Raw genomic sequence first — 26521 nt, 5'->3', positions numbered from 1 at the left:
TTCAAACAAACAACTTATTTCCAGCCTCCTCCCAAATCTTTATAGATATTGACAACAGCATTGAGCTGCTGCTTCTTCGTTTCTATCAATTCAAGTTTCGAATCCAGCACATCGCGTTGTGTCATCAAAACCTCCATATAGTCTGCCCTCGCTGATTTAAAGAGATCATTTGACACAGACACGGAATTATTCAGAACCTCAACTTCTTTTGTTTTGAAATCGTAGCTGCGCCCTAGGTTTTCAATATTAGAAAGTTGTGTAGAGACTTCTAAGTAAGCATTCAGAATTGTCTTCTCGTAATTATATACAGCCTGTATTTGTTTGGCGTTGGCCGTATTAAATTCCGCTTTAAGCCCATTTTTATTTATCAATGGTGCTGCAAGCTCCCCTATTATATTATATAAAACTGATTCAGGCATCTTAAATAGATAGGAAGGCTTGAATGCCTGTAAACCCAAAGCCGCCGAAATCTCCAAAGAAGGATAAAACTCTTTCCGCGCGATCTGTACGTCCAACTTCGCGGCAGCGAGCTCATACTCTGCCTCACGAATATCAGGTCTATTGCTCAGTAATTGGCTCGGTATGCCTGTTTGAACCTTCGCCGGGATCAAATCGACAAAATTGCTTTTGTCGCGTTTGATCTCTTGTGGAAAACGTCCCAATAGAAAATTAATACGGTTTTCAGTTTCTTTGATCTGCTGCCTCGTCTCAAATTCCATACCTTTGGTTTTCAATACTTCAGCTTCAAACTTTTGAACCGCCAGTTCTGTTACACGAGCAGCCTGCTTCTGCAATCGGATTACCGCAAGTGCATTGTCCTGTAGCTCGATATTCTGTTTGATAATGGTCAACTGATTGTCCAATGCCAGTAATTCATAATACGAACGGGCAACCTCGGCAATAAGGCTACTCAAGACAAAATTTTTCCCCTCTACCGTAGCAAGATAGCGGTTGAGTGCGGCTTGTTCAGAGTCCTTAAGTTTTTTCCAAACGTCGATTTCCCAGCTTGCATACGCACCAATTGTCAAATCTCCTAGTGGATCCGGCATTTCCTTTCCAGGAGCAATTTCTGTGCTGGCATCACCGGCCCCCTGGCTGGTATATCGCCCAACTTTTTCAACACCTCCTCCAGCACGTAAACCAACGGTAGGTTTCAACGCCCCTTTTCGTAAAAGAATATCATTCTTTGCGATTGCCAACTCCTGCAAAGTAACATTCAGTTCCTGATTGTTTTTTAACGCTGTATCTATTAATACAACTAGATTTGGATCAGTAAAAAATTCACGCCACTTAACCGATGCTGAATTTGTTGTGTCAGATTTATCTACGTCTGTAAATTGCTGCGGAACAAATTTATTCTCCTGTATTTGTGTCGCTTTCGGAACCTTACATCCCGTCACTGCTGCCGAAAGCGAAAATGCAATGACCCATTGTATTTTTCTGCGATTAGTCATTATTATCAAGTTCTTCAGTTAATGGATTTTCATCCTCGTGTTTAATAAGCTTACGTCTAGAGGCAATAGTTCCAAAGATATAGTACAAGCCTGGTATCACTAAAATACCGAACACTGTTCCAAACAACATACCTCCCGCTGCTGCTGTACCGATCGTACGGTTACCTATCGCCCCAGGACCAGATGCCATAACTAAGGGAATCAAGCCTGCGATAAAGGCAAATGATGTCATCAAGATAGGTCTAAACCTCACTTTTGCACCGTCCAAGGCTGCTTCGATGATACTCAATCCTTGCGAATGCCGCTGAGCAGCAAACTCAACAATCAACACGGCATTTTTACCAAGTAAACCTATGAGCATGACCAAAGCGACCTGTGCATAAATGTTGCTTTCCAATCCCAATAACTTCAATAATAGAAAGGCACCGAAGATCCCGATTGGTAAAGAAAGCAACACCGCAAAAGGCATAATAAAGCTCTCATATTGAGCGGAAAGTATCAAATAAACGAAACCAAGACAAATTAAGAAGATATAAATTGCCTGATTTCCACGACCTACCTGATCCTTGGAGATACCAGCCCAGTCAATGCCATAGCCCCGAGGTAACGTTTTGGCAGCGACTTCATTAATCACCTGAATGGCTTCACCACTACTGTAACCCGGTGCGGCAGAGCCTGAGATTTCGGACGCCATATACATATTGTGTCTGGTGATCTCAGAAAGACCGTAAACCTTTTCCATATGCATAAATGCTGAAAATGGAACCATCTCATCTTTTTCATTCTTCACATATAGCTTTAAGATATCTTCCGGCAAAGCCCTATATTGCGGCAAAGCCTGCACCATAACTTTATATTGGCGGTCGTACTTAATGAAGTTCGTTTCGTAATTACTACCAACCAAAGTCGAAAGCGTATTCAGCGCATTATCAATGGTAACACCCTTCTGTTGCGCCAGATCATTGTCTATATGCAACATATACTGCGGAAAACTCGCGCTGTAGAAGGTAAATACAGACGATAATTCAGGCCTCTTGTTCAACTCACGCACAAAATCCTTACTTACCGTTTCCATTTTCTTGTAGTCACCAGAACCTGCTTTGTCCAGAAGACGAAGCTCAAATCCACCCGCGGCACCATAGCCCGGTACGGCTGGTGGTTGGAAAAACTCGATAGACGCCCCTGGGATATTTTTGGCAGCAGCCTCTAGTTGCTCAATAATCTCTTGCGAGGATTCTTTACGTTCTTCCCAGCTTTTCAAGTTGATCAAACAAGTACCTGTATTTGCCCCGGTTCCTTCAGTCAGGATTTCATAACCAGCTAACGACGATACCGATTGTACACCATCAATGTTTTCAGCTTCTTTTTGCAATGTCTGGGCTGCTAAATTGGTTCGTTCCAATGTCGATCCTGGCGGCGTTTGAATAATGGCATAAATCATCCCCTGGTCTTCATTGGGGATAAAACCTGCAGGAACAGCATTATTCAAAAAGTAGGCTCCAATACAAAAACCAATTAATACTAAAAATGTAAACACCCGTTTATCCACTATCCCTTTCAACAAATAAACATATTTGTTGGACATCTTATCAAACAATCTATTGAAAGAATCAAGAAACTTATCGATAATGGATTTCTTTCTTGCCTTGCCATGATTATTCTTCAGCATGATCGCACATAATGCTGGAGTCAGTGTCAATGCCACAACACCCGATAGGATGATAGATGTTGCCATGGTAATGGAAAACTGCCGATAGAATATCCCTACGGGACCAGACATAAAGGCAACGGGGATAAAAACCGCCGCCATAAGAAAAGTGATCGCAACAATGGCACCGCTGATTTCATGCATCGCTTTTTTGGTTGCCTTATAGGCCGAAATATGAAGCTCTTCCATTTTGGCATGGACGGCTTCAATAACCACAATCGCATCATCCACAACCACACCAATGGCGAGCACCAATGCAAACAGGGTGATCAAGTTAATGGTAATTCCAAAAAATTGCATGAACAAAAATGATCCCACCAATGAAACCGGCACTGCAATGGTTGGAATCAAGGTCGAGCGCCAATCTCCTAAGAATAGAAAGACGACAATAGCAACAAGCACAAATGCTTCCAATAAAGTATGGACCACCTTTTCCATGGATGCATCCAAAAATTTTGAAACGTCATAGCTAATTTCGTAATCCAGCCCTTTAGGAAAAGATGCCTTCAATTCCTTCATTTTGCTTTTAACGTCTTGGATTACCTGAGAAGCATTACTTCCATAGGATTGTTTTAAGACAATCGCTGCGGATGGTTTTCCGTTCAGTGTAGAATAGATATCATACATCGCCGAACCGAATTTGATGTCCGCAACATCTTTTAAGCGTAACATTTCACCATTTTCACCCGCACGTAACACGATATTGCCATAACCTTCAGTTGTCGTAAAACGTCCCGGGTATTTCAATACATATTCGAAAGATTGGGAGGTCATACCAGACGACTCCCCGGCTTTACCGGGTGAAGCTTCCAAACTCTGCTCTGATAAGGCTTTCATCACCTCTTCTGCAGAGATCTTGTAGGCTGTCATACGATCTGGTTTCAACCAAATACGCATCGCTAATTCGCGCGTTCCAAGAATATTAGCCACCCCAACACCGTCTACACGACGTAATTCGGAGACAATGTTCATGTCCGCATAGTTATACATAAAGTTTCCATCAAGCTCTTTGTCTTTGCTATAGAGATTGATGTACATGAGCATATTGGATTCTTCACGTGTAATCTTCACCCCCTCACGTACCACAATTGGAGGAAGCTTATTCACTACAGAAGCCACACGGTTCTGCACATTTAATGAAGCCTGATTCGGATCTGTTCCTAGGTTGAATACCACCTGGATACTTGCTTCCCCGTCGTTACCGGCATCAGAAGCCATGTATTTCATGCCCGGAACCCCATTTATCGCCCGCTCTAGCGGAATGATAACTGATTTAATCATCAACTCACCATTTGCTCCAGGATACTCCGCAGTGATATTCACCTTCGGTGGCGATATAGATGGAAATTGTGTTACAGGAAGCTGTACCATAGAAAGCACACCCAAAAACACAATGATCAGTGATATAACGATCGAAAGTACTGGTCTATTTATAAAACGACTAAACATAGTAATTTAAGTGTAAGGGGTCTATTCTGTTTTTAACTTCAAATTTGAAATGGCGTCTTTAGGTTGCACAAAGCTGTAGCTGATTTTATCATCCTCTTTTGCTTTCTGAATACCGTCCAACAAAAATTTATCATCTTTTTGAAGTCCGCTCGTTACCACATACAGATCTGGTAGGGAGTTACCGATTGTGATATGACGAGCTTTTAATTTGCCATCCTTATCGACTACATACACATATTTACGGTCCTGCATTTCGTATGTCGCTTTCTGTGGAATAATTAAAACCTGTTTCAACGGAAAGTTCATCACCACCTTGCCGCTCTCGCCATGTTTTAATAGACGGTTTGGGTTGGGAAATTTCGCTCTAAAAGCAATATTTCCTGTTTCACTGTTAAATTCACTTTCTATGGTCTCTACAAGACCATTTTGAGCAAATAGCTCATTATTGGCAAGTAACAGGCCCACATGGGTATCCCCGCGTTTACTAACGTTAGTTTGATAACTTAAATATTCTGGTTCGGAAACATTGAAATAAACCAACATCTCACTATTATCGGACAGACTTGTCAATAATTCACCTTCATCCACCAAACTTCCCAATTTCAATGGAATCCGATCAATGGTTCCGTCAAAAGGTGCCCTGATTTCTGTAAAGGAGAGATGTAATTTTGCAATCGCTGCCTCGGCTTTGGCTTGCTCAAGCTTCGCTTTAGCCATAGCGAGTTCGTTGGGCGATACAACATTTTTATCAGCTAATGTTTTTGTATTTTGAACTTCAATTTCTGCTACATTAACTTCTGCAGAAGATTTGCGGTATTCGGCCTCATACATCTTCGGCATAATCCGAAAAAGGAGTTGCCCTTTATGGACAAATTGTCCTTCGTCCACGAAAATCTGCTCAAGATAGCCTTTCTCTTGAGCCCGAAGCTCAATATTTCGGAAAGATCTAATCTGGGAGACAAAATCCTTACGGATAGTTGTATCCATTTGTACCGGAGAGGTCGCTGTAAATTTCTCTTTTTCTTCCTTTTCTTCCTTTTTGGAAGTACACCCGATTTGGCATAAGCTAATAGCCAAACTAGCGAGCATAAATACTCTTTTCATTTGTAAGCGTCTAATTAAAAAAATAAGTTTGATTGTTTGTTGTGCTGGTTGGTGAAATAACCTCTACTTTGGTTTATGGTCGTTCCGACTTGTCAATAGATTGTACAAATCGATTACAACGCAATGGAGCATCCCTTAGGATATCCACCAAAGCATATGAAATTTCGAAGGGTATATTTTAAATTCTCCAGTTTTGTTGAAGAACATATCTTTGAGGGAAAAGATAGGCTATGAAATTGCAAAAAGGAATCTTCTTTGCAAATCGAAAAACAAAAACAAAAAGGACAATTGCAAAAAGCAGCAGCGCAACAAATTGAGAGGTTACCTGCAAATCCTTGGTCAATTGAAAATTCTCGGCATCAAATTCTTCTATAACGGGATTATCACCGTGTATATTACCATAAAATAGCGGATCGATGTGATCAACCGATGCATCAATATACTGCTGTACGTCAGCATGATTATGCTGATACATAAAACTAACAGCTGGTCGATCGGATTCAATGAGCACAGCATGGCTATTACTGCTTCTGATAAATAAGAAGCATAGGAAAAGGAGTATGGTAATAACCGCTTTCATTGCGGGGCAAATATACTAGCGTACAAATAATTTTAACGATCTTTAACACATTTTAACAAAACAATTACAATCCGCTGATTTCCGCTAGAAAAGTGATAATTGCAAACCCCGTCCATTTGTTCGCAAAGGTTCTGCATCTCCAAAGACTGTCCTGCCTCCATACTGCCAAGAATCCCTCCGTTCCTCCGCTATAATTTGCTGAATATCAAACTTTGGCTGAAAATCTCTTTCGCTATCCAGGACGATCTGGTGCAACTTGTTGATTGATTTTAACTTTTCACCATAACCCAATTTAGATTTTTCAACACCTTTTTGTAAAATCTGAATGCTCTCATCGTAAATAGTTAATGGAACCGGAAAAGGATGTCCATCTTTTCCGCCATGAGCAAAGGAAAATCGTGCGGGGTCGTTGAACCGTGAAGGCGCTCCATGGATAACCTCACTAACCAAGGCCAATGACTGTAACGTGCGGGGGCCAACTCCTTTTAACAGCAGTAGATCTTCAAAATGGCTTGGTTGACTTTCTCGGGCGACATACAACATCGCTCCCAATCTTTTCAAGTCAACATCTGCAGCACGTACATCGTGATGAGCTGGCATAATAAGTTTAGCGAAATCTTGCATTACTTTACTTGAATCCTCTCCCACTATATTCATGATACCGGCTCTATTGGCTGCCGCTTCTGCAGCTGTCAAGTTGAGGATTATACCTTGCGAAGGCCCACTGATGCCAGCATGAGGTTCTTCAACGAACGACTTGACCTTTTCAGAATGCCAATGGTAGCGACGAGCGGTGCCATCCTTTTCATGCATACCTTGCTGGACAACAGACCAATTACCACTATCTGTTACGATAAAATTATGTAAATACAGTTGGTAACCATCTTGAATGGCTGTGTTATCCACTTTAGCGACAAGCTTACTGCTGCGAATCAAGCCGTTGCCATCCAACCCAATTCGATCTGACAACTGAAGTAGTTCCTGTGGGGTCTGCATAGACAATTTGCCTTTCCCCCCACAGATATAAAGCCCCAGCGACTTCGCATCTGGATTAATAGCGCGTTTTAATGCCCCCATAACAGCCGTTGTGATCCCTGAAGAATGCCAATCCATCCCGAGAACAGCACCGAAACTCTGAAACCAGAATGGATCCGCTAGTCTTCTTAAAACTTCATCTTTACCATAATCCATAAGGATAACTTCAACTATTGAACGACCTAGGGAAGCCATTCGTTCGTAAAGCCACGCTGGTACTTTTCCATAATGTAATGGGAGATCTGCAGTGCCGGACCGTTTCATTGTAAACTAAATATATTAGTACAAATCTATCTCTTTTTCACATAAAATAAAAACGGCTAGATAATTTCTAGCCGTTTTTATTTTATAATCAATCTATACACTACACCTGAGCATACAACTTAGGGCTCATCGAAGTAGCGGCACATGTCACAGCTTCCCTATTTACCGGTTAACGCTGACAACAAACCAGCACGGAACGAAGGATCTTTCTCTGAAAATTCAATAGAATGCTTATATGTGTCTACATTAAAGAAGAGCTCCGCTGGAGCAGCTTTTTTATTGTCCAAAAATAGTTTAAAGCTATATGCTGTTTTTTTGGACAAGTCAGCATTCACCTTATTGGATGAAAAGACATTCGGAAGAATTACATCTTTTGTAAAAGAATCAGTTGTAGGCGTCTGAAATAAGTCACCTAACGCTTTAATTAAATTATCAGACTGTTGACCCGATGACGAGATTCTAATTTTACCTTTGGTAAAACCGACGTCATCACTCGGCTGGCCGTCTATTATACCTGCGGGTATAAAATCTACAACCTCAAACTTCGCTCCAACAGTATCTTGTTTGTAAAGAGATTTTGTGATATAAATCCGACTTGAATCGGTTAAGATCTCATCTGTGATACGTAGAAAAAAGTTCTTCTTTTCTGCGCCCGGTGTACCATTCGTAAATTGTTCGATTTTTACACCTTCAATTTTGTTAACCGTTGTTGTATCACTTCCATCAGTTTTCTTCTGATTGGAATTTCCGCAACTAGCCATCAGCACCGTAGCGGTTGCAAGAAATGCTATAGATTGAATCTTGTACATATTGAATTGTTTGTTATCAGTTATTAATGAATATTGCTCTTATAATATTACCATTATTACTGATAACAAACAACTATTATCAATGTTTTTATTTTATTTCAATAAAGCATCGTATAAAATTTCCACAGGATGATAAGATTTTCTTCCTACACCATCTTTAATCTGATGCCTACAGGAAGTACCCGCCGCAGCAATTAGCGTATCGGATGATGTTTTACGTATGGTTGGTAACAAAACCAGCTCGGCCACTTTCATCGAAACATCATAATGTTCAGCCTCATAACCAAATGATCCTGCCATACCACAACAGCCCGAAGGAATAGTTTCTACGCTAAAATTCGTCGGGAATGATAGAACCTGTTCTGTCACAGTCACGAGGTGAAAAGCCTTTTGGTAACAGTGACCATGCAGCTTTATCTTTTTTGTTGTTCCAGTAAACTGTTCCGGATGAATACGCCCTGCCTTCATTTCAGTCAACAGAAATTCGTCAATCATCAACGCATTTTTGGCTACTTTTTGTGCGTCAACTCGTAAATCATCGTCTACTAAACTCAAATACTCGTCTCTAAATGTAATTATTCCTGATGGTTCAACGCCTAAAAGTGGCGTATCATCCGTAATTAACCCCTTTAGGAAATGGATATTTTGATTCGCAATCTTCTTTGCTTCTTTGACAAACCCTTTGGAAAGATAAGTCCGCCCACTTTGCACATGTTTTGGAATGACTACTTCATACCCCAATGCCGTCAATAATTTATATGCTGTAATACCGATCTCTGCATCATTATATTCCGTAAACTCATCCGAAAAAAGGTAAACACGACGCTTGGCATCTCTTACCACTGCTTGTTTTTTTACCCATTGGGTTAAAGTCGTTCCATTGACTGTTGGTAAGGAACGCTTTGGCGCAAATCCGACTGTTTTTTTGACCATTCCTGACAAGAAATCATTTTTGACCACAAAATTATAAAGAGGTGCAACCCACGATCCGAGTTTCTGAGACTGGGTGAAATTAGCGATTAATTTTGTTCTAAACCCTGCACCATGCTCATCATAATAGTGTTGCAGAAATTCGGCTTTCATTTTAGCAACATCTACGCTGGAAGGACACTCCGTTTTACAGCCTTTGCAGCTTAAACAGAGATCCATGACCTCTTTGATCTCTTCATGATCGAAACGATTTTTCTTTGTGGAATTTGTTAGAAACTGACGCAGCATATTTGCCCGCGCCCGTGTCGTATCTTTTTCATCGCGCGTAGCCATAAACGACGGACACATTGTTCCACCGGTAATTTCAGTCTTTCGGCAATCTCCCGAACCAGAACACTTCTCCGCCAGCCGAAGAATAGACTCATCTTTAGAAAAATCGAAATAGGTCTTTATTTCTGTTCGGTTGCTATCGTTGTCATAACGCAGATGAGAATCCATTGGCGGTGTGTTGACAATCTTATTTGCATTAAAAACACCCTGTGGATCAAAGATGGATTTTACATCTTCAAGTAATTTGTAAACTTTTTCACCAAGCACTTTGCCAATAAACTCTCCGCGTAGGCGACCATCACCGTGCTCTCCACTTAGCGAACCGTTATATTTTAATACAAGATCACTGGTTTTTTCGAGGATTGAACGAAAAGTACGTTTCCCCGCTGCAGTTTTCAGATTTACAAAGGGTTCGATATGCAGCTCTCCCGCTCCTGCATGCGCATAATAAGATGCATGTACTCCCTCTTCGATCAAAAGCTTTTGAATATCACGCACGTAAGCAGGTAGGTCCTCAGGCGAAACAGCACAATCTTCAATCAAATTTACAGGCTGACTGTCCCCAGGCAAATTACGGATTAAACCAAGTCCTGCTTTGCGCACATCCCAAACTAAATTCGTCTGTTCAATACCGGTAATATAAGGATAGGCATATCCTAAGCCGCGGGCAATTAGATCCGCTTTCAAGGCCATCGCTTTCGATTCTGTTTCAGCTGCTGTCTGCCCCCTAAACTCAACAATTAATAAAGCCTGGGGATCACCCTCAATAAAAAAACGATTATACTTATAGGTTGGATGCCCAACCGTGAAATCCATGATGTATTTGTCTACCAGTTCAGATGCTTCTGGCTTATGCTCCAGGGCAATCACGTTGCCATGCATACACTCCACCATATCTGCAAAGTGAACACAGAGTAAACCTAGTTCCTGAGGTGGTAAGGACATCAGTTTGAGTTTCGCTTCTGTAACGATAGCCAAAGTTCCTTCGGATCCTGCTAATAAATTACACATATTGAAAGGGGCCGAACGATCAGCAAGAATATCCAATGCATAACCGGTATTTCTTCTTGTGATGGATCGTTTGGGGTAGCCCGCTTCTATAGCACTTAAATGCTGTGGGTCTGTCAATAATGCATTCATATTACGATAGATATCCCCTTCACGACCAGCTAATAATAATTTCTTAAAATATGCTGCTTCATCAATCGCCTCAAAAGTCACTTCAGAACAGTCGTCCAAAAGTACGTTGGCCGAAATCAAATTGTGCCGTGTATCTCCCCAGACAATTGAATGCAAACCCGAAGAGTTATTGCCAATCATTCCACCAACCATGGCACGGCTTGCCGTCGAAGTTTCAGGCCCAAACATCAGTCCGAATGGTTTAAGATAACTATTTAAGTCGTCACGGATCACGCCGGGTTGCACCCGAACCCACTGCTCTTCGACATTAAGTTCAATAATACCCTTAAAATGACGCGAAATATCCATAATAATACCATGGCCTACAACCTGTCCCGCCAAAGAGGTACCGGCAGTACGTGGTATTATAGTTATCCTATGCTGCTGTGCAAAATCAATTAATTTTTTAATGTCATCAATATCAGCTGGTATTGCTACAGCCAACGGCTTTTCCTGATAAACAGACGCATCGGTCGAATAGGCAAGCAACATCGTTTGATCCTTGGTTTCATTGGTATAAAAGAGCTCCCCCTTGAGTTGAGACGCTAATAAGGCTAATTGATTTTGATCTTTCACTTAATCTGCATTTAATGTATGAAACAAATTTAGTCAAATTTATGCATCGGAAAAAGAGATGAATGCAAGAAACGCACAAATCAAAAACAAAAAACGCATAAAAACGCAAAACAGGGTAATTTACCACAAAAGTCAATTTTATTTCGTTCCTTCAAACAATGCGTGTATTTTTGTGGCGCTACATCATTTAGTTAACGATTGATATCTTCCTTATATGCGTAATCTATTCCTTCGCTATACGCTTCATTCTGATTTTATTATATACACCATTCGGGTATTGATTGGCTTCCTTATAGGCTACCCACTCTTTGTATCCTTTCCCCAGTATTCTGTTTCTTGGACACTCATATCGATTATACTGGTTATTTCGCCACAAGAGAATGAATCAAAAAAAATAGCTATCGATCGCGCTAAATCCAATTTTATAGGTTCGGCAATCGGGCTTAGTTTATATTTTGTACCTATTTCACAACTGTACGCCATGATTATCGGCATTGTCGCGTCGTTGATCACATGTAAGCTACTCAACATCATGGCTGTGGCGCGAACATCTATGGTCGCACTAATTATCGTCTACCTTCATGAACAGCAAAGCCGCTCCTACTTCGCCGCCTTGGATCGCTTTGGCTGTGTCTGTTTAGGTTGTCTGATTGGATTGGGGGTCATCCTGTCTACAAGAAATATTATTCTGAAATTAAGAAAAAGGTATAATTGTTGAATTATATCGCTAGGCAACCTAAAAAGCAATACACTTACTTTCAGCACCATAACCCAGATGGTTAAGATTTCTTTACAGTGAATTCGAATAAAATTCACATATCATTCTGATTTATCAGAATAATATTCAGAATTGTGTAACTAATTTTGAATATTATACTTTTTTACCTACCTTTGCAGTCGAAATGACAAAAGTAGAATATAATTTAGACCAGGTCGACTATAAAATCTTGCGCTTAATGCAGGATAATGGACGGATCAACAATGCCGATATCGCAAGAGAATTAGGTATGGCACCATCAGCAATCCTCGAGCGCGTAAAGAAGCTTGAGCAAAAAGATGTAATTTTAAAATATAGTGCCAAGATCAATCCTGCCGCGGTCGATCAAAAACTTTTATCGTTTATTTTTATCAAAGCCAATGATATTATTGGCGAACAGGGTGTAGGGTTGGCACTTGCCGAAATCCCTGAAGTTCAAGAAGTACATGACATTGCAGGTGATGATGGTTACCTTATTAAAGTAAGAACTGCAGATTCTACAGGTTTAGTGGATCTCATGCGAAATACCTTAAGTAAAGTTGAAGGTATTATTTCAACGCGAACAACAATTGTACTTCAGACAGTCAAGGAAGATCAGCAGGTTGTGATACCTGAGTAATAGAAAGGAGGTTTAATTATGTTGCAAGGACAAAAAAAGGCAGCTAGCCCATTAATGGTTGTTGTTGCTTATTTCATTATTTATGTGGTATGGGGCTCTACCTTTTTCTTTATAGAAAAAGCATTGCATAGTTTCCCGCCATTTATTTTGGGTTCGTTTCGATTTGTTGCAGCCAGTGCAATCCTAATGACATATTGCGCCATAAAAGGATATAAATTATTTAACAAGCGCTCTATTCAGGAGGCCGCAATCGTAGGTTTTTTATTGCTCTTTGTCGATATGGCAGGGGTTATTTGGGCCGAGCAATATGTATCTGGTGGTGTTGCCGCTATTATTGCTGCTGCTGCTGCAATCTGGTTTATATTATTGGACAAACCAAAATGGAAAGAAAACTTTAGCAGCATTAGCACAGTTGCTGGTGTAGCATTAGGTTTCTGTGGTGTTGTGATGCTATTTGCTGAACAGATCATGGCGACCAATGACAATACAGATGGCACCCTTAAGGTGATTGCCTTATCGATTTTAGTATTGGGTTCTATCGCTTGGACTGTAGGTTCATTGATTTCCAAGTATTTTAAAAAATCTGAGAAAGAAGAAAAAGAGGATCTACATGTTATGGTGAAGACCGCGTGGCAAATGGTTACCGCGGGTGTACTCTTTAATATCACGGCGCTTTTTACCGACGAATATGCGTCATTTACACTGCGTAGTGTGGCGCCTGTAGATTGGTTCAATTTGGGGTATTTAATTACATTTGGCTCAATTCTTGCTTTTAGCTCTTATATTTGGTTATTGCAGGTGCGTCCAGCAATGGAAGTAAGTACCTATGCGTATGTGAACCCAATTATTGCACTTATTTTAAGTCATTTTTTCACTTCGCACGCGGTAACCTCCTTGCAAATTGTCGGTTTAGCCGTTATTCTATTTTCAGTCTTGTTGATGAACTGGAAAGCGTATCGCACCAAACTGTCGTCGCGCAGCAAAAGGAAAAAGATCATCCAACAAGGTAATAAGCTGGAGAACTTGAAATCAGCAGATCGCCAAATGGATGCCAATATTATTCCTGACACGGAATTAGTTCACTAGGTTGTTATTTTTCTAATTATATGGACAAAGCTTAATGTGTAACAATGTTAAGCTTTTGTTGTTTTTAAAAATTAGCTAACATTGGATAAGATTTGTTCATATATAATTGGCTAACTTTGCAAAGTATTTGGTTAAATTAAAAAGAATGAATATATCGAAGCAAATTGCCTTTATTGGTAGCCTTGGTGTCGCTTCGCTTTTGATGGTTACAGGTTGTACAAAACAGCTCCATCCAACGCAGAAAGATTTCCAACAATATCATATCAATAGCGATATGCAAGCTGATCCTGCAGTCGTATCAATCTACGAGCCCTTCAAGCACAAAATGGAAGCGGAAATGAATCGTGTGATTGGACATGCGGACAAGGCATTGACAAAAGAGAAAACAGCGGAAACATTAATGGGCAACTTTTTTTGTGAAGCCTTGTTGTGGATGAGTGAACATAATGCCCATAACCCTGCGGATTTAGCGTTCGCAACAAAGGGTGGGATTCGAAATGACCTTAAAGCGGGCGATATTACCGTAGGACATATTTTTGAGGTTATGCCCTTTGAGAATACATTGACCATCCTTGAACTTAAAGGTAGTCAAATTCGTCAGCTCGCTGACTATATTGCAACAACACATGGTCAACCTATTGCTGGAATGACTTTGACAATTACAGGCAACAAAGTTCAGGACATCAAGATCAAAGGTCAAGCTATTGAAAACGATAAGTTATATAAACTAGTGACCTATGATTATCTTGCCAATGGTGGTGACAACCTTACCCTGTTGACACAACCTGTATCGCGGGCAGATTATCCGCAACGTATGCGTGAAGGTTTGATTGAATATGTGAGTGAATTAACGAAAGAAGGCAAAAAAGTAAATGCAGAATTAGATGGAAGAATTAAAATCAATTAACCGAAGATCATTTATCAAGCAAGTTGGTGGATTTTCTGCTGCAGTTGCTTTGGGATCACTTCCTTTTCAAGTCGACGCGAAAAGCAAAAAGGTAAAACTTACAATTTTACATACCAACGATGTTCATAGCCGTATTGAACCGTTTCCAATGGACGGCGGTAAATATCAGGGATTGGCTGGTGTTGCGCGCAGAAGTACACTTATCAATAAAATCCGCAAAGAAGAAGAACATCTTCTATTACTAGATGCAGGCGATATGTTTCAAGGTACCCCCTATTTTAATCTTTTTGGAGGAAAACTTGAACTTGATCTCATGACAAAGCTGGGTTATGATGCGGGAACATTCGGAAATCATGAATTTGACAATGGTCTTAACGGCCTTGTAAAGTATCTGGATCACGCTAAATTTCCGTTCTTAACGGCCAATTACGACTTCAAAGGAACTGTATTGGAGGGGAAAACCCAGGATTATACCATATTCCATAAAGGTGGAATAAAAATAGGCGTGTTTGGACTAGGAGTAGATATTGAAGGATTGGTTGACCCCAATAACTTCAAGGGAATGAAATATTTGGATCCTATTGAAGTATCCGACAAGGTGGTCCGCATATTGAAGGAAAAACACAAATGTGACTTGGTCATCTGTTTATCGCATTTGGGCTATCAATATGAAAACGATAAAGTGTCAGATCTAATCCTTGCCGCTAAAACCTCAGATATTGACCTAATTATCGGCGGCCATACTCACACCTTCTTAAATGAACCAACACTGGTTACCAATTTAAAAGGAACGAAGACCGTTGTGAATCAAGTCGGTTTTGCCGGGATTAATCTGGGACGAATTGACTTTATTATGGAACCGGGGTCTGAGAAGAAACAAATGGTCGCAAGTACCTATCAAGTCAATCCTTCAATTCCGGAGTCCATGTTGGCATAATGTGATCTAATTTTAATAAATGCCAAGTTGACTAATCAATTTGGCATTTTTTTTACCAATACTACAAGAAGACGTATGAATTAAAAAACTTATGCGATCTATACAAGCTGATTCATCATTCAATGAAAAGAATTTTATCGATATACCTCGACTCCTTTAAGGGACTGTCTCAAGCCGCATGGCTACTTGCCATAGTTATGCTCATCAATAGAATGGGAAGTATGGTGATTCCCTTTCTTGGTCTCTACATGACCCAGGTTCTACATTTTGACATTAAACAGGTCGGTGTGGTATTGATGAGTTATGGATTCGGCTCCGTTTGTGGTTCCTATATCGGTGGCTGGCTGACTGATCGGATTGGCAGCTTCAAGGTTCAGTTCGGAAGTCTCGTATTGGCTGCTCCTTTATTCTTACTGATTCCACATTTCAAAGAGGTGCAGTCGTTATCCATCATGATTTTTACGTTAAGCTTAATCTTTGACGCCTTTAGACCTGCAAACTCGGTGTCAGTGGCGAGTTACGCTAAACCAGAAAATATCACGCGTGCTTTTTCATTGAATCGCCTAGCCATAAATTTGGGATTTTCAATCGGCCCAGCGGTTGCTGGCTTTTTGGCCACCATCTCATTCAATTGGATCTTTTATGGAAATTCTTTTGCCGTCCTTTGCGCTGCAGTCATTTTCTTTGTCTTTTTTCATAAACGACAAAAAAGAAGCGATATCAAATCAAAAAAAGAGATTATCTCCGAAAACGAATTACCTCAAAAAGGACGAAATCCTTATACAGACCTGCCCTTTGTCTTATTCAATATCTTTTGTTGTATTTTCTCATTTTGTTTCTTTCAGCTGATTACCACTTTACCTATCTTTTACCGTGAGGTTCATCATTTGAACGACCATCAAATCGGATTTCTACTCGGTTGGAGTGGTTTCGTTATTGTATTGCTGGAGATGTTTATCGTCCATATCGCTGAAAAAAGATTCTCGTTAATTAGCACGCTCGTCTTTGGAACATTTTTATGTGCCAGCTCTTATGCTATGCTAAATTTTACAGGCGGGCTGGGTTGGTTATATTTCACATTCTTTATTTTTGGTCTCGGCGAAATGCTGACATTACCCTTTATGGCAACGGTCTCTGTTAACCGCTCGACACCCAAAACACAAGGAGCATACATGGGCTTCAATTCCCTTGCTTTTTCAGCTGCAAATATATTTTCACCACTTTTAGGGACAAGCATAGTTGACTCCTTTGGTTTTACAACACTATGGTGGGCAACTGCATTGACTTTATCTGCTACTGCAATCGGGTTCTATTTGGTTCTGAAATGGATGAAATAGTATAAACTAAATAAACAAAAAGCGGGTGTATTTAAAATTAAATACACCCGCTTTTCATTACCTATAGCCGAAACCTACCAAATTTTGATACGCTTATCGACTGGAACAAACATTTTGTCGCCGTCCTTTGTATCCCAAGCTTTATGGAAAGCATCCAGGTTAATGATCGGCGCAAAAGCACGGTACTGTGCCGGAGAATGCGGATCAGTTTTCACTTGATTGACCACAAACTCGTCTGTTGTCTTCGTTCTCCATATTGTAGCCCAGGAAAGGAAAAAGCGCTGGTCCTGCGTAAAACCATCTATTAATCCAGGATTTCCCTTATCTTTCAGATAGAGTTGCAATGCATCAAAAGCAACTGATGAGCCTCCCAAATCCCCTATATTCTCCCCTAATGTAAAGCGACCGTTCACAAAAACACCTGGTACAGGTTCATAGGATTCAAATTGACGTACCAAAGCATCAGCCGCTGCTTCAAATTTCGCCTTATCACTGTCGCTCCACCAGTTGTTCAGGTTTCCATTTCCATCGTATTTAGCACCCTGGTCGTCAAATCCATGCGAAAGTTCATGACCAATTACCGCACCGATACCACCAAAATTAACTGCAGCATCAGCCTTATAATCATAGAATGGGGGCTGAAGAATCGCTGCTGGAAAGACGATCTCGTTAAACAATGGGCTATAATAAGCGTTTACAGTCTGCGGAGTCATCCCCCATTCAGATTTGTCAACTAGCTTATCTTGCTTCGCCAAATTTTGGTAAAATGCCCATTTACTCGAAGCCAATACATTTTCATACAACGATGTACCAACATCAAGTTTGCTATAATCTTTCCATTTATCCGGATAGCCAATTTTAACTTTAAACTTAGCCAGTTTGTCCAATGCCTTTACTTTCGTTTCATCCGACATCCAAGTTAATCCCTTGATATGCTGCCCGAAAGCTTTAACAAGATAGCTTACAAGTTCTTCAGCTTCAGCTTTGGCCTTCGGAGGGAAGTTTTCTTTCACATATAATTTCCCTAATAATTCTCCTGCGATCGAATTGACAAATTCCACACCACGCTTATCTAAAGCACGCTGCTCCTTTTGTCCTTTTAACTTACGACCCCAGAAGTCAAAATACAGATCATTAAGCTCCTGTGTAGTATATGACGCTGCATTATTTAAAATATGAAATGTCAATATCTCTTTGATTAGCGGTAGATTTTCAGGATTGAAAACTCGATCCAAATTCTCATAATACTTTATTTCCGGCACAATCACAGTATCAGCCTTAAAACCGACATCCTTTAGGTACTTTGCAATATCCACGTTTTTCACCATCTTTTTTAGATCTGCTACAGCGATCGGATTATATCGACCATTAGCATCACGTGATTGCTCAACAGTTTTAAGGTTTGCGGCCATCTGCTTTTCAAAAGCAACAATTTTTGGACCTTTTAAATCCTTCGTAACTTGGCCAGATTTAGCATAAAGTGCAGAAATATAATTTGAATAGTCAGTTAAGGTTTCTTCGTTCTTCTTGTCTTTTACTTGATAATATGAACGTCCTAAACCTAGACTTCCGCCACCAAGGTATACCGTATTAACATCGGAATTTTTAAGATGTGCATATACATAGCCACTAAAAAAAGGATTTCCACCAATGGGTGCTACCTCAACAAGATATTTATATAAATCATCGAAATTCTTAACGGCTGCAATTTTAGTGAGATAAGGTTTAACAGGCGCTAAACCAAGTTTATTGCGCGTTTTCATATCCACAAATGATTTATACAAATCACCTATCTTCTGATTGTCTGTACCCTTTTGGAACTGTCCAGATAATGATTCTTGCAAAACCTTCAAAGTAGCAATATCGGTATTTTCACGCAATTCGTCAAAAGAACCCCAACGTGCTTTATCAGAAGGTATTTTGACCGTTTTCATCCATTGCCCGTTCACAAAATTATAAAAGTCATCTTGCGGACGAATACTCTTATCCATGTAACTCACATTGATTGCATTGTTTTGCGCATGGCTTGCCAACGAGCCACAGGCTAACAAGGCTGCTAAAAGTAGATTTTTCTTCATATAAAAATTTAGTTTGTTTATCGCTATACACAAACTTAAGAAAAGTTCTTCTATTGTTGATGCAACAAATATGGTTCTAATGACAACCAAAAGTAAGAAGCATAGCTGGGTCTATGCTTTATTGCGGGTTGATTTGCGTAGTATAAGGATAAAAATAAGGAAGAATAAAGCGATACCAGCGATCCAGACCCACGGATTAGCATACCATAAAGTACCATTCGCTTCTTTCAGTTTTTGATTTTCTTCTTGCGTAACCTGTGCTTTCAATACAAAAAATGAAAGAACAGAACCAACTAGTAAAGCAGTCTTTTTCATATTTAATCACTTAACATGAATAGAATGCTTTTTTAGCCGTTTTTGTTTGAAATGAATTAAATTATCCTTGTTTGATTTCGCCTAAGTAAACCACATCTTTCAGATCAAAAGGAGTTTCTTGATACACGAAGTAATTCAACCAGTTATTGAAAAGCAGGTTCGCATGGCTTGTCCAACGCACTAGAGGACGATTTTCGGGATTGTCATCGACATAATAATTTGCAGGCATAGCAATCTCCTGCCCTTTTTCTAAGTCTCTTTTATACTCTTCGTCCAATGTAAAAGGAGCATATTCTGAATGTCCCGTCAAATAAAATTCTCGTCCACCTCGTGAAGAAACAATAGCAATACCTGCTTCCGGCGATTCCGAAAGAATTTCTAAACCCTCTTTCGCCAGTAGATCATTCTTCTCAATGGTCGTATGGCGGCTGTGCGGTATAAAGAACTCATCATCAAATCCACGGAATAGCGGATGTCTTTTGTTTAACGTAGTATGCTTAAATACACCAAAAAGCTTTTCCGCTAATGGCTTCTTCTCTACACCATAGAAATGATACAATGCAGCTTGAGATGCCCAACAGATATACAAACTTGATGTTACATGGGTTCGTGCCCAATCGAAGATGGTCTGAATTTCTGCCCAGTAGGTCACTTCCTCGAAAGCAACCATTTCAACTGGAGCCCCCGTAATAATCATTCCGTCGTAGAAATTCTCCTTAACCTCAGTGAGGCTCTTATAAAACATTTCCAAATGCTCTTCAGGAGTGTTCTTTGACACATGCGTTTCAAGTCGCAAAAATTCCATTTCCACCTGCAAAGGATTATTTGACAGCAAACGAATAAAATCTGTCTCTGTCGTAATTTTAAGCGGCATCAAGTTCAGCACTAAAACGCGAAGCGGTCTAATGTCCTGCTCATTTGCTCTTAAATCACTCATGACAAATATATTCTCCTTTTTCAACAGCTCAATGGCAGGAAGGTTATTAGGAAGTTTGACCGGCATAGATAATTTCTCCTTATACAATTAGCATGCAAAATTAGCAAGAAAATGCCATAAATGCTAAATGAAACATAAATTATCTTCCATTATATTAATATAATCTCCAACATCAAAATCTATTCCTTACTTAAATCCAATAGGGATTTTCTGAATTTCTGCGACCCAAAATTCATTCCACCTACATGCTTAATGACCAGCTTACCAGCCTTGTCCAAAATAATTGTTGTGGGTATGCTTGTGGTACTCAATCCATTCGGCAACGCCGAATTTAATTGATAGACAGGTAGACTATATTTCCTTTTCGCCATAAATTTCCTCGAAGCGCTAAGATTTCCATCAATATCGACAGACAAAATAATAATACTATCGTTGCTTTTAAAATCCTTATAGAGTTGATCCAATGAAGGCATCTCCGCAAGACAAGGTGGGCACCATGTCGCCCATAAATTAATAACCACAACTTTCCCCTTGAGTTGATTTAGGGTCAACACATTGTTTTTACTGTCCCTAAAACTAAGATCATATCCTTCGGTCCAGCCATTGTCCTCCCCTTCGGCAACAGAAAGTGTACTTGCTTTACCCGGAAATGGGCTGCAAAACAACAAACTAACCAAGAAAAGGACAGTATAATTTACTCTTTTTCTCATACAACACTGTTTCTAAGCATAAACATTAACATAACGTTTGCATCCTAATTTGATTGTCTCTAAATCAGAAAAAGCAATCTTTTTTTATCCTATTTTTTAATTCATTATTTAGCGCCGATATAGGCATAAATTCCGTTTTGGAATACAAAAGCCGAAAGATATGTGTAAAAGATATTACAAACAAATTCGGGGATATGTGTATTATATAGTATGAAAATAAGTAAATGAATATGAGCAAAGAGAAATCAATACGAGAAATTGAAATTAACGGAAAAGTTTACCAGTATAGTGCTATTAAAGATCTTCCTGAAGGTAATATCACGCACCTGCCATTTAGCATCCGGATACTACTGGAAAATGTATTGCGTAACCATGATGGATTCAGTATCACGGACGAGCATGTCAATACCCTGATTCATTGGACTCCACAGCCTGTTGACAAAGATATACCCTTCAAACCGGCCAGAATTTTAATGCAGGATTTTACCGGAGTACCTGCTGTAGTCGATATGGCTTCCCTACGTGCCGAATTCATCCGTCATGGCAAGGATGGACAAAAAATAAATCCCGCTATCCCTGTGGATCTAGTCATAGATCATTCCGTTCAGGTCGACTACTTTGGCACAGACTACTCGTATGACAAGAATGTCGAGTTGGAATATGAACGCAACCGCGAGCGTTATGAACTCCTTAAATGGGCACAGAAAGGATTGAAAAATTTCACTGTTGTTCCTCCGGGTATGGGTATCTGCCATCAGGTCAATTTGGAATATCTTGCCAAAGGAGTAATTGAACGCGACAATTGGCTTTTTCCGGATACCTTAGTAGGGACGGATTCGCATACACCAATGGTGAATGGTATTGGTGTACTAGGTTGGGGAGTTGGTGGCATTGAGGCTGAAGCAGCCATGCTTGGACAACCCATCTTTTTCACCTGTCCTGAAGTTATCGGCCTTAAACTTATGGGCAAGATACCAGCGACATGCACCGCCACAGACATGGTCCTTTCGATAACAAAAATACTTCGCGATAAAGGTGTTGTGGGTAAATTTGTTGAAGTATTTGGCGATGGATTGGACAGCCTTTCGGTGACAGATCGTGCGACAATCTCCAATATGTCCCCAGAATTTGGCTGTACGGTTACCTATTTTCCGATTGATGACCGAACCCTTGAATACATGCATAGCACCAATAGAAGTGCAGAGCAGATTAAAATTGTTGAAGATTATTGTAAAAGCAACTTACTCTGGCGCACGGGCAAGGAAGAAATTCAATATTCGTCGGTTGTTGAATTCAATTTATCGAGCCTTGAACCAACTGTATCTGGCCCCAAAAGGCCTCAGGATAAAATTCTAGTGAAGGATTTAAAAACCACATTTTCACAACTCTTAGACAGCGAACACCATCGACAATATGTCCCTGTTTTACAGCGATCGGAATCTGCCTGGCTTGCTGACGGCGGCTCTGGCACAGAGTTTACCTTTGGTAAGGTACCTGTCGAACATGATTCACCGCATGAAGTTATTCAAGAGTCTATTCATGCCGTTCGCATCAAACACAATCATAAGGAGTATATTGTCAGCGATGGCAGTATTGCGATTGCAGCTATAACAAGCTGTACCAATACCTCGAACCCTACTGTCATGATCGGTGCAGGATTATTGGCCCGTAACGCCATCGAACGCGGACTTCGCACCAAATCCTGGGTAAAGACCTCTTTAGCCCCTGGCTCAAAAGTCGTTACACAATACCTTGAAAGATCAGGACTTAGTGCTGATCTTGATGCCCTGCGTTTTCACACTGTAGGTTACGGTTGTACCTCCTGTATTGGAAACTCCGGTCCTCTTCCACCACAGATAGCAGAAGCGGTAGAAAAAGGTGAACTGATTGTTGCCTCGGTATTATCTGGTAACCGAAATTTTGAGGCCCGTGTGCATCCACAGGTCAAAATGAACTTCTTAATGTCGCCAATGCTTGTTGTGGCCTATGCGCTGGTCGGAAGAGTGGATATTAATCTCTTGGAGGAACCATTGGATTACGACCCTAACGGTCAGCCCGTATATCTGAAAGATATTTGGCCAAGCCGCGAGGATATTATCGAAACCGTCAATGCCTGCGTCAAACAATCGGATTTCCAAGAAGTCTATGATGTCATCTTCGACGGGTCGACAGACTGGCAAGAACTTGAAGTGAATCTTGATCAAAATTACCAGTGGGACAACACGTCCACCTACATCAAAGAATCGCCATTTTTTGAAAATCTACAAGCCGTTCCTAATCCAATACAGGATATTCAGAATGCACGAGTATTACTTTATCTCGGTGATTCGGTGACAACAGATCATATCTCACCCGCAGGGTCATTCAAAGAAGAAACTGCAGCTGGACAATACCTCAGATCACATCAGGTAAGTAAAGAAGATTTCAATTCTTATGGATCTAGACGTGGGAACCACGAAGTCATGATGCGCGGAACATTTGCCAATGTGCGTATTAAAAACAAAATTACCGATCGTGAGGGTGGATTTAGCCGTTACTTCCCCACCAATGAGGTGAAGACGGTGTATGAAACCGCAATGGAATACCGCAAAAACAACACAGCGCTCATCGTACTGGCAGGAAAAGAGTATGGTTCGGGTTCCTCCAGAGATTGGGCAGCAAAGGGAACATTTCTCCTTGGCGTGCGTGCGGTTATTGCTGAAAGTTTCGAGCGTATCCACCGAAGTAATCTTGTCGGTATGGGCGTAGCACCGCTTGTATTTATCAATGACGAAAACGCAGAGAAATTAGGACTAGATGGGACAGAAGTCTATAGCATCTCAGGACTTGAGACCGATTTAACACCCCATAAACTTCTTTCGGTAAAGGCGGTACATGACAATGGAACAGTAACCAATTTTCAAGTGAAAGCAAGACTCGATTCAGCCATTGAAATAGAGTATTTTAAGAATGACGGTATTCTACAATATGTACTGCGTCAGTATTTAAAGAACAACTAACATTGTGCAAATAGAGAATCGGAATACCTAAAATAGTAAAGGGCACTGATCAGTGCCCTTTAACAACTATATAAAAACCTACCAAAGTTCTACAATACTTCAGTCTTACACCCAGCACCCCAAGAAGTATGTTTTATGGCTACGCCAAAAATAGCCATAAAAAATCCCACTTTTTATCCCTGAAATCAGGTATTTTGTTCGCAAGCGAAAATAGCGCCTTTGACTTTATTTTAAAGTAAAATCATTCGGCAGAATTCCTTATTTTCGCTAAAATCAATGCCAACACGATACAGAATGGAAGAACTTGTCGAAAAAACAATCTCTAAACAAACATTTACAGCTGAACTGAAGCAAGTTCAGGAATTCTACAAATGCACCTTTGAGCAATGTGATTTCCAGAACGCAGAACTCGTAGATCTCCTATTCACAAATTGTGAATTTAAATCATGTAATCTTTCCAATGTCAGTCTAAAGGGCACACAATTAGATCATGTTGTTTTTAATGACTGCAAAATGCTCGGCATACACTTTAATGAATGTAGTTCATTTTCCTTTCATGCCAATTTCAGCAACTCGGTTCTGGATTACTCCTCTTTTTTTGAAAGAAATATAAAGAAGTTCCAGTTTGAACAATGCTCTTTGCAACATGTGGATTTTGAACGGGCCAACCTCCAACAGGTGCTGTTTAAAAAAACGAATTTGCTAAATGCCCGCTTTGTACAATGCAATCTCGAGGGCTGCGATTTTCGGTCTTCGATCAATATCCAGCTAGATCCTGAGGTCAATCGTATGAAAAAAAGTAAATTTGGCCCGGAACAACTACCTGGCCTACTACTTAAATATCAGCTGATTATTGATTAAATATGGGAAAGGCCGTTCAGCTAACTGCCAAAATCAATGTATTCAATTGAAACATGTTGATTTATCGTTAAATAACGGATTTCAGGGATAAAACTCCCCACTTTGAATCAGGATATTTGTCATTCAAAGTTTAAGAAGATGAAAAAAATATCCCTATCATTCGCAGCTATCTTAGCGGCCAGCACAATGTCGTTTGCACAGATCAATAAAGCATTCAAGATCAACTATGCTATTACGTATCCTGTCGATCCCAGTGAAGAAGCACAAGCAGCTCCAGTTTCTGTGTACGAAGCGTATGTTAACAATGATAAAATAAAAGTCATATCGGCTTCCGGAGACGGCGAAGAGTCAATCTTTCTCATTAAAAAAAATGAAGAGCAATCAATTATATTGTACCCAGGACTGGCAAAATACGTCGTTAAAGAAAATGCGCTCAGCCCACATGCAATCAAATTCGTCCCAAACCAGACGAAAATGATTGCCGGTTATCCCTGCAAACTAGCTCAGGTCGAAATTCCTATTTCAGAAGATAATGACGAAAACAGCACCTTATCGATCTGGTATAGCGATAAATTGCCAGCCACCTATTGGGAGGGATTTGATCTGTTTAAAAAAATCCCCGGGGCGGTGCTGCAGTTAACAACACCTCTTGGAATGGATATGATTGCCCAGAACATCGCCGATAGCCAACTGGACGATAAAGATTTTATCGTTCCTGAGGATTATGAGCAAGTAGCATCCATTTATGACGACGAGGAAGATTCGGAAGAAAGCAACCAGATTGCTGAAAACCTGTATTTATTTGAAGATGCTGCAACTAATCTCCTAGGGGTACAAGACGGTGAAGAAAAAACAATTGTACCAGCACAATATCTATACATCGCACCATTTGTTGGCGATATTAGTATAGTTCAATATAAAAATGAAAAATATGGTGCCATTAATCTGGCCGGTAAACCAATCATTCCCTTCCAATACGATTATTTAGGATACGATGATCACCTTGGACAACTGGTTTTTGGACTAAACGAAAAATATGGGGTCATGGATAAATCTGGCAAAATTTTAATTTCCGCAAATTATGATATGATATCGTTCATTAACGGTGGTTATGCCGTATTTCAGCAGAAAAATAAATATGGTATATTGAATCAGGCGGGCAAAATAATTGTCCCGGCGACCTAAAGCTATATTTCTGAAAATAATTCAACGCATTTCATCAGTATTGAAAACGACACGTATAATCTTACCGAAATAAAAACCAATAAAATCGTTGCTCCCGACTACGATTTGATTTCAGTTACAGAAGAACCTAATCTTTTCCTTGCTAGTAAAGATGGAAAATATGGTTATTTAGATGGCCAGGGAAAAGTGGCCATACCGTTTATATACAGCGGGGCCACCTCTTTCAGTGATGGTGTAGCTTCTGTCTCATTAGCGGATTCGGACGATGTAATTTTGATTAATACAAAAGGTGAACGTGTAGAAATGGATGCCGCGGCAGAGGCAACAGACACAATTTAAGAACCAGAAACCAAAAAAGGCAGCAGATATACCTGC

The 26521-nt window shown here is 40.2% G+C and carries 21 protein-coding genes; 10 read left to right on the top strand and 11 right to left on the bottom strand.

Annotated elements, in window-relative coordinates; all coding sequences use genetic code 11:
- Positions 1 to 14 precede the first annotated feature (14 nt).
- From B4N43_RS13300 to B4N43_RS13270, 7 genes are all read right to left on the bottom strand, one after another.
- Positions 15 to 1454, bottom strand: a complete 1440-nt coding sequence (locus tag B4N43_RS13300; protein ID WP_286735265.1) for a TolC family protein — start codon at positions 1452 to 1454, stop codon at positions 15 to 17.
- A complete protein-coding gene (locus B4N43_RS13295) occupies positions 1447 to 4611 on the bottom strand; it encodes an efflux RND transporter permease subunit (RefSeq protein WP_286735264.1) in 3165 nt (1054 codons plus the stop codon). Before B4N43_RS13295 ends, B4N43_RS13300 begins: the two co-directional genes overlap by 8 nt.
- A 21-nt stretch (positions 4612 to 4632) precedes the next feature.
- Positions 4633 to 5715, bottom strand: coding sequence for an efflux RND transporter periplasmic adaptor subunit (locus B4N43_RS13290; RefSeq protein WP_145326753.1), 1083 nt, complete (start codon positions 5713 to 5715; stop codon positions 4633 to 4635).
- A gap of 178 nt (positions 5716 to 5893) precedes the next feature.
- Positions 5894 to 6295, bottom strand: coding sequence for a hypothetical protein (locus tag B4N43_RS13285; RefSeq protein WP_248931725.1), 402 nt, complete (start codon positions 6293 to 6295; stop codon positions 5894 to 5896).
- Positions 6296 to 6379: 84 nt separating this feature from the next.
- Complete coding sequence (locus tag B4N43_RS13280) at positions 6380 to 7594, bottom strand: DUF763 domain-containing protein (RefSeq protein ID WP_248931726.1); 1215 nt, start codon at positions 7592 to 7594, stop codon at positions 6380 to 6382.
- Positions 7595 to 7752: 158 nt separating this feature from the next.
- Positions 7753 to 8403 (bottom strand): hypothetical protein, encoded by a 651-nt coding sequence (locus B4N43_RS13275; protein WP_201668344.1) that lies wholly within the window; start codon positions 8401 to 8403, stop codon positions 7753 to 7755.
- A 93-nt stretch (positions 8404 to 8496) separates the two neighbouring features.
- Complete coding sequence (locus B4N43_RS13270; protein WP_286735262.1) at positions 8497 to 11418, bottom strand: FAD-binding and (Fe-S)-binding domain-containing protein; 2922 nt, start codon at positions 11416 to 11418, stop codon at positions 8497 to 8499.
- A 214-nt stretch (positions 11419 to 11632) separates the two neighbouring features.
- Between B4N43_RS13270 and B4N43_RS13265 the strand changes: the two genes are divergently transcribed.
- From B4N43_RS13265 to B4N43_RS13240, 6 genes are all read left to right on the top strand, one after another.
- On the top strand, positions 11633 to 12136 hold the full coding sequence (locus B4N43_RS13265) for an FUSC family protein (RefSeq protein WP_075992664.1): 504 nt from the start codon (positions 11633 to 11635) through the stop codon (positions 12134 to 12136).
- 184 nt (positions 12137 to 12320) lie between these two features.
- Positions 12321 to 12794: an Lrp/AsnC family transcriptional regulator gene (locus tag B4N43_RS13260; protein WP_046673335.1), complete on the top strand. Its 474-nt coding sequence runs from the start codon at positions 12321 to 12323 to the stop codon at positions 12792 to 12794.
- Positions 12795 to 12812: 18 nt separating this feature from the next.
- Complete coding sequence (locus B4N43_RS13255) at positions 12813 to 13880, top strand: EamA family transporter (protein ID WP_286735260.1); 1068 nt, start codon at positions 12813 to 12815, stop codon at positions 13878 to 13880.
- Positions 13881 to 14025: 145 nt separating this feature from the next.
- Positions 14026 to 14787, top strand: a complete 762-nt coding sequence (locus tag B4N43_RS13250; protein WP_286735259.1) for a 5'-nucleotidase C-terminal domain-containing protein — start codon at positions 14026 to 14028, stop codon at positions 14785 to 14787.
- Positions 14765 to 15724, top strand: coding sequence for a bifunctional metallophosphatase/5'-nucleotidase (locus tag B4N43_RS13245; protein WP_075992666.1), 960 nt, complete (start codon positions 14765 to 14767; stop codon positions 15722 to 15724). Before B4N43_RS13250 ends, B4N43_RS13245 begins: the two co-directional genes overlap by 23 nt.
- 122 nt (positions 15725 to 15846) lie before the next feature.
- Complete coding sequence (locus B4N43_RS13240) at positions 15847 to 17061, top strand: MFS transporter (protein WP_248931728.1); 1215 nt, start codon at positions 15847 to 15849, stop codon at positions 17059 to 17061.
- A gap of 74 nt (positions 17062 to 17135) precedes the next feature.
- Here the strand turns inward: B4N43_RS13240 and B4N43_RS13235 are convergent, their stop codons facing one another.
- The 4 genes from B4N43_RS13235 to B4N43_RS13220 all read right to left on the bottom strand — a co-directional run bounded on the left by B4N43_RS13235 (position 17136) and on the right by B4N43_RS13220 (position 21101).
- Positions 17136 to 19139 carry a M13 family metallopeptidase gene (locus B4N43_RS13235; RefSeq protein ID WP_286735257.1) on the bottom strand — a complete coding sequence of 668 codons (2004 nt, stop codon included), beginning with the start codon at positions 19137 to 19139 and terminating at the stop codon, positions 17136 to 17138.
- A 111-nt stretch (positions 19140 to 19250) separates the two neighbouring features.
- Positions 19251 to 19454 carry a hypothetical protein gene (locus B4N43_RS13230; RefSeq protein WP_075992668.1) on the bottom strand — a complete coding sequence of 68 codons (204 nt, stop codon included), beginning with the start codon at positions 19452 to 19454 and terminating at the stop codon, positions 19251 to 19253.
- Between the two features lie 61 nt (positions 19455 to 19515).
- Positions 19516 to 20457, bottom strand: a complete 942-nt coding sequence (gene metA / locus B4N43_RS13225) for a homoserine O-acetyltransferase MetA (protein ID WP_075992669.1) — start codon at positions 20455 to 20457, stop codon at positions 19516 to 19518.
- A gap of 113 nt (positions 20458 to 20570) precedes the next feature.
- On the bottom strand, positions 20571 to 21101 hold the full coding sequence (locus B4N43_RS13220) for a TlpA family protein disulfide reductase (RefSeq protein ID WP_248931729.1): 531 nt from the start codon (positions 21099 to 21101) through the stop codon (positions 20571 to 20573).
- A 230-nt stretch (positions 21102 to 21331) separates the two neighbouring features.
- Here B4N43_RS13220 and acnA point away from each other — a divergent pair, with 230 nt between their 5' ends.
- The 4 genes from acnA (at position 21332) to B4N43_RS13200 (ending at position 26485) form a co-directional block, all read left to right on the top strand.
- The gene (gene acnA, locus B4N43_RS13215; RefSeq protein WP_286735254.1) at positions 21332 to 24100 is read left to right on the top strand and encodes an aconitate hydratase AcnA; all 2769 of its coding nucleotides are present in this window, start codon (positions 21332 to 21334) and stop codon (positions 24098 to 24100) included.
- Between the two features lie 276 nt (positions 24101 to 24376).
- Positions 24377 to 24961 carry a pentapeptide repeat-containing protein gene (locus B4N43_RS13210; protein ID WP_286735252.1) on the top strand — a complete coding sequence of 195 codons (585 nt, stop codon included), beginning with the start codon at positions 24377 to 24379 and terminating at the stop codon, positions 24959 to 24961.
- Between the two features lie 138 nt (positions 24962 to 25099).
- Positions 25100 to 26146, top strand: a complete 1047-nt coding sequence (locus B4N43_RS13205) for a WG repeat-containing protein (protein WP_286735250.1) — start codon at positions 25100 to 25102, stop codon at positions 26144 to 26146.
- Positions 26147 to 26251: 105 nt separating this feature from the next.
- Positions 26252 to 26485, top strand: a complete 234-nt coding sequence (locus B4N43_RS13200) for a WG repeat-containing protein (protein ID WP_376749079.1) — start codon at positions 26252 to 26254, stop codon at positions 26483 to 26485.
- Positions 26486 to 26521: the final 36 nt, after the last annotated feature.

The sequence above is a fragment of the Sphingobacterium sp. UBA1897 genome, from assembly GCF_002337775.1.
Taxonomy (GTDB): Bacteria; Bacteroidota; Bacteroidia; order Sphingobacteriales; family Sphingobacteriaceae; genus Sphingobacterium; species Sphingobacterium siyangense.
This window is presented reverse-complemented; position numbering and strand designations above follow the sequence as displayed.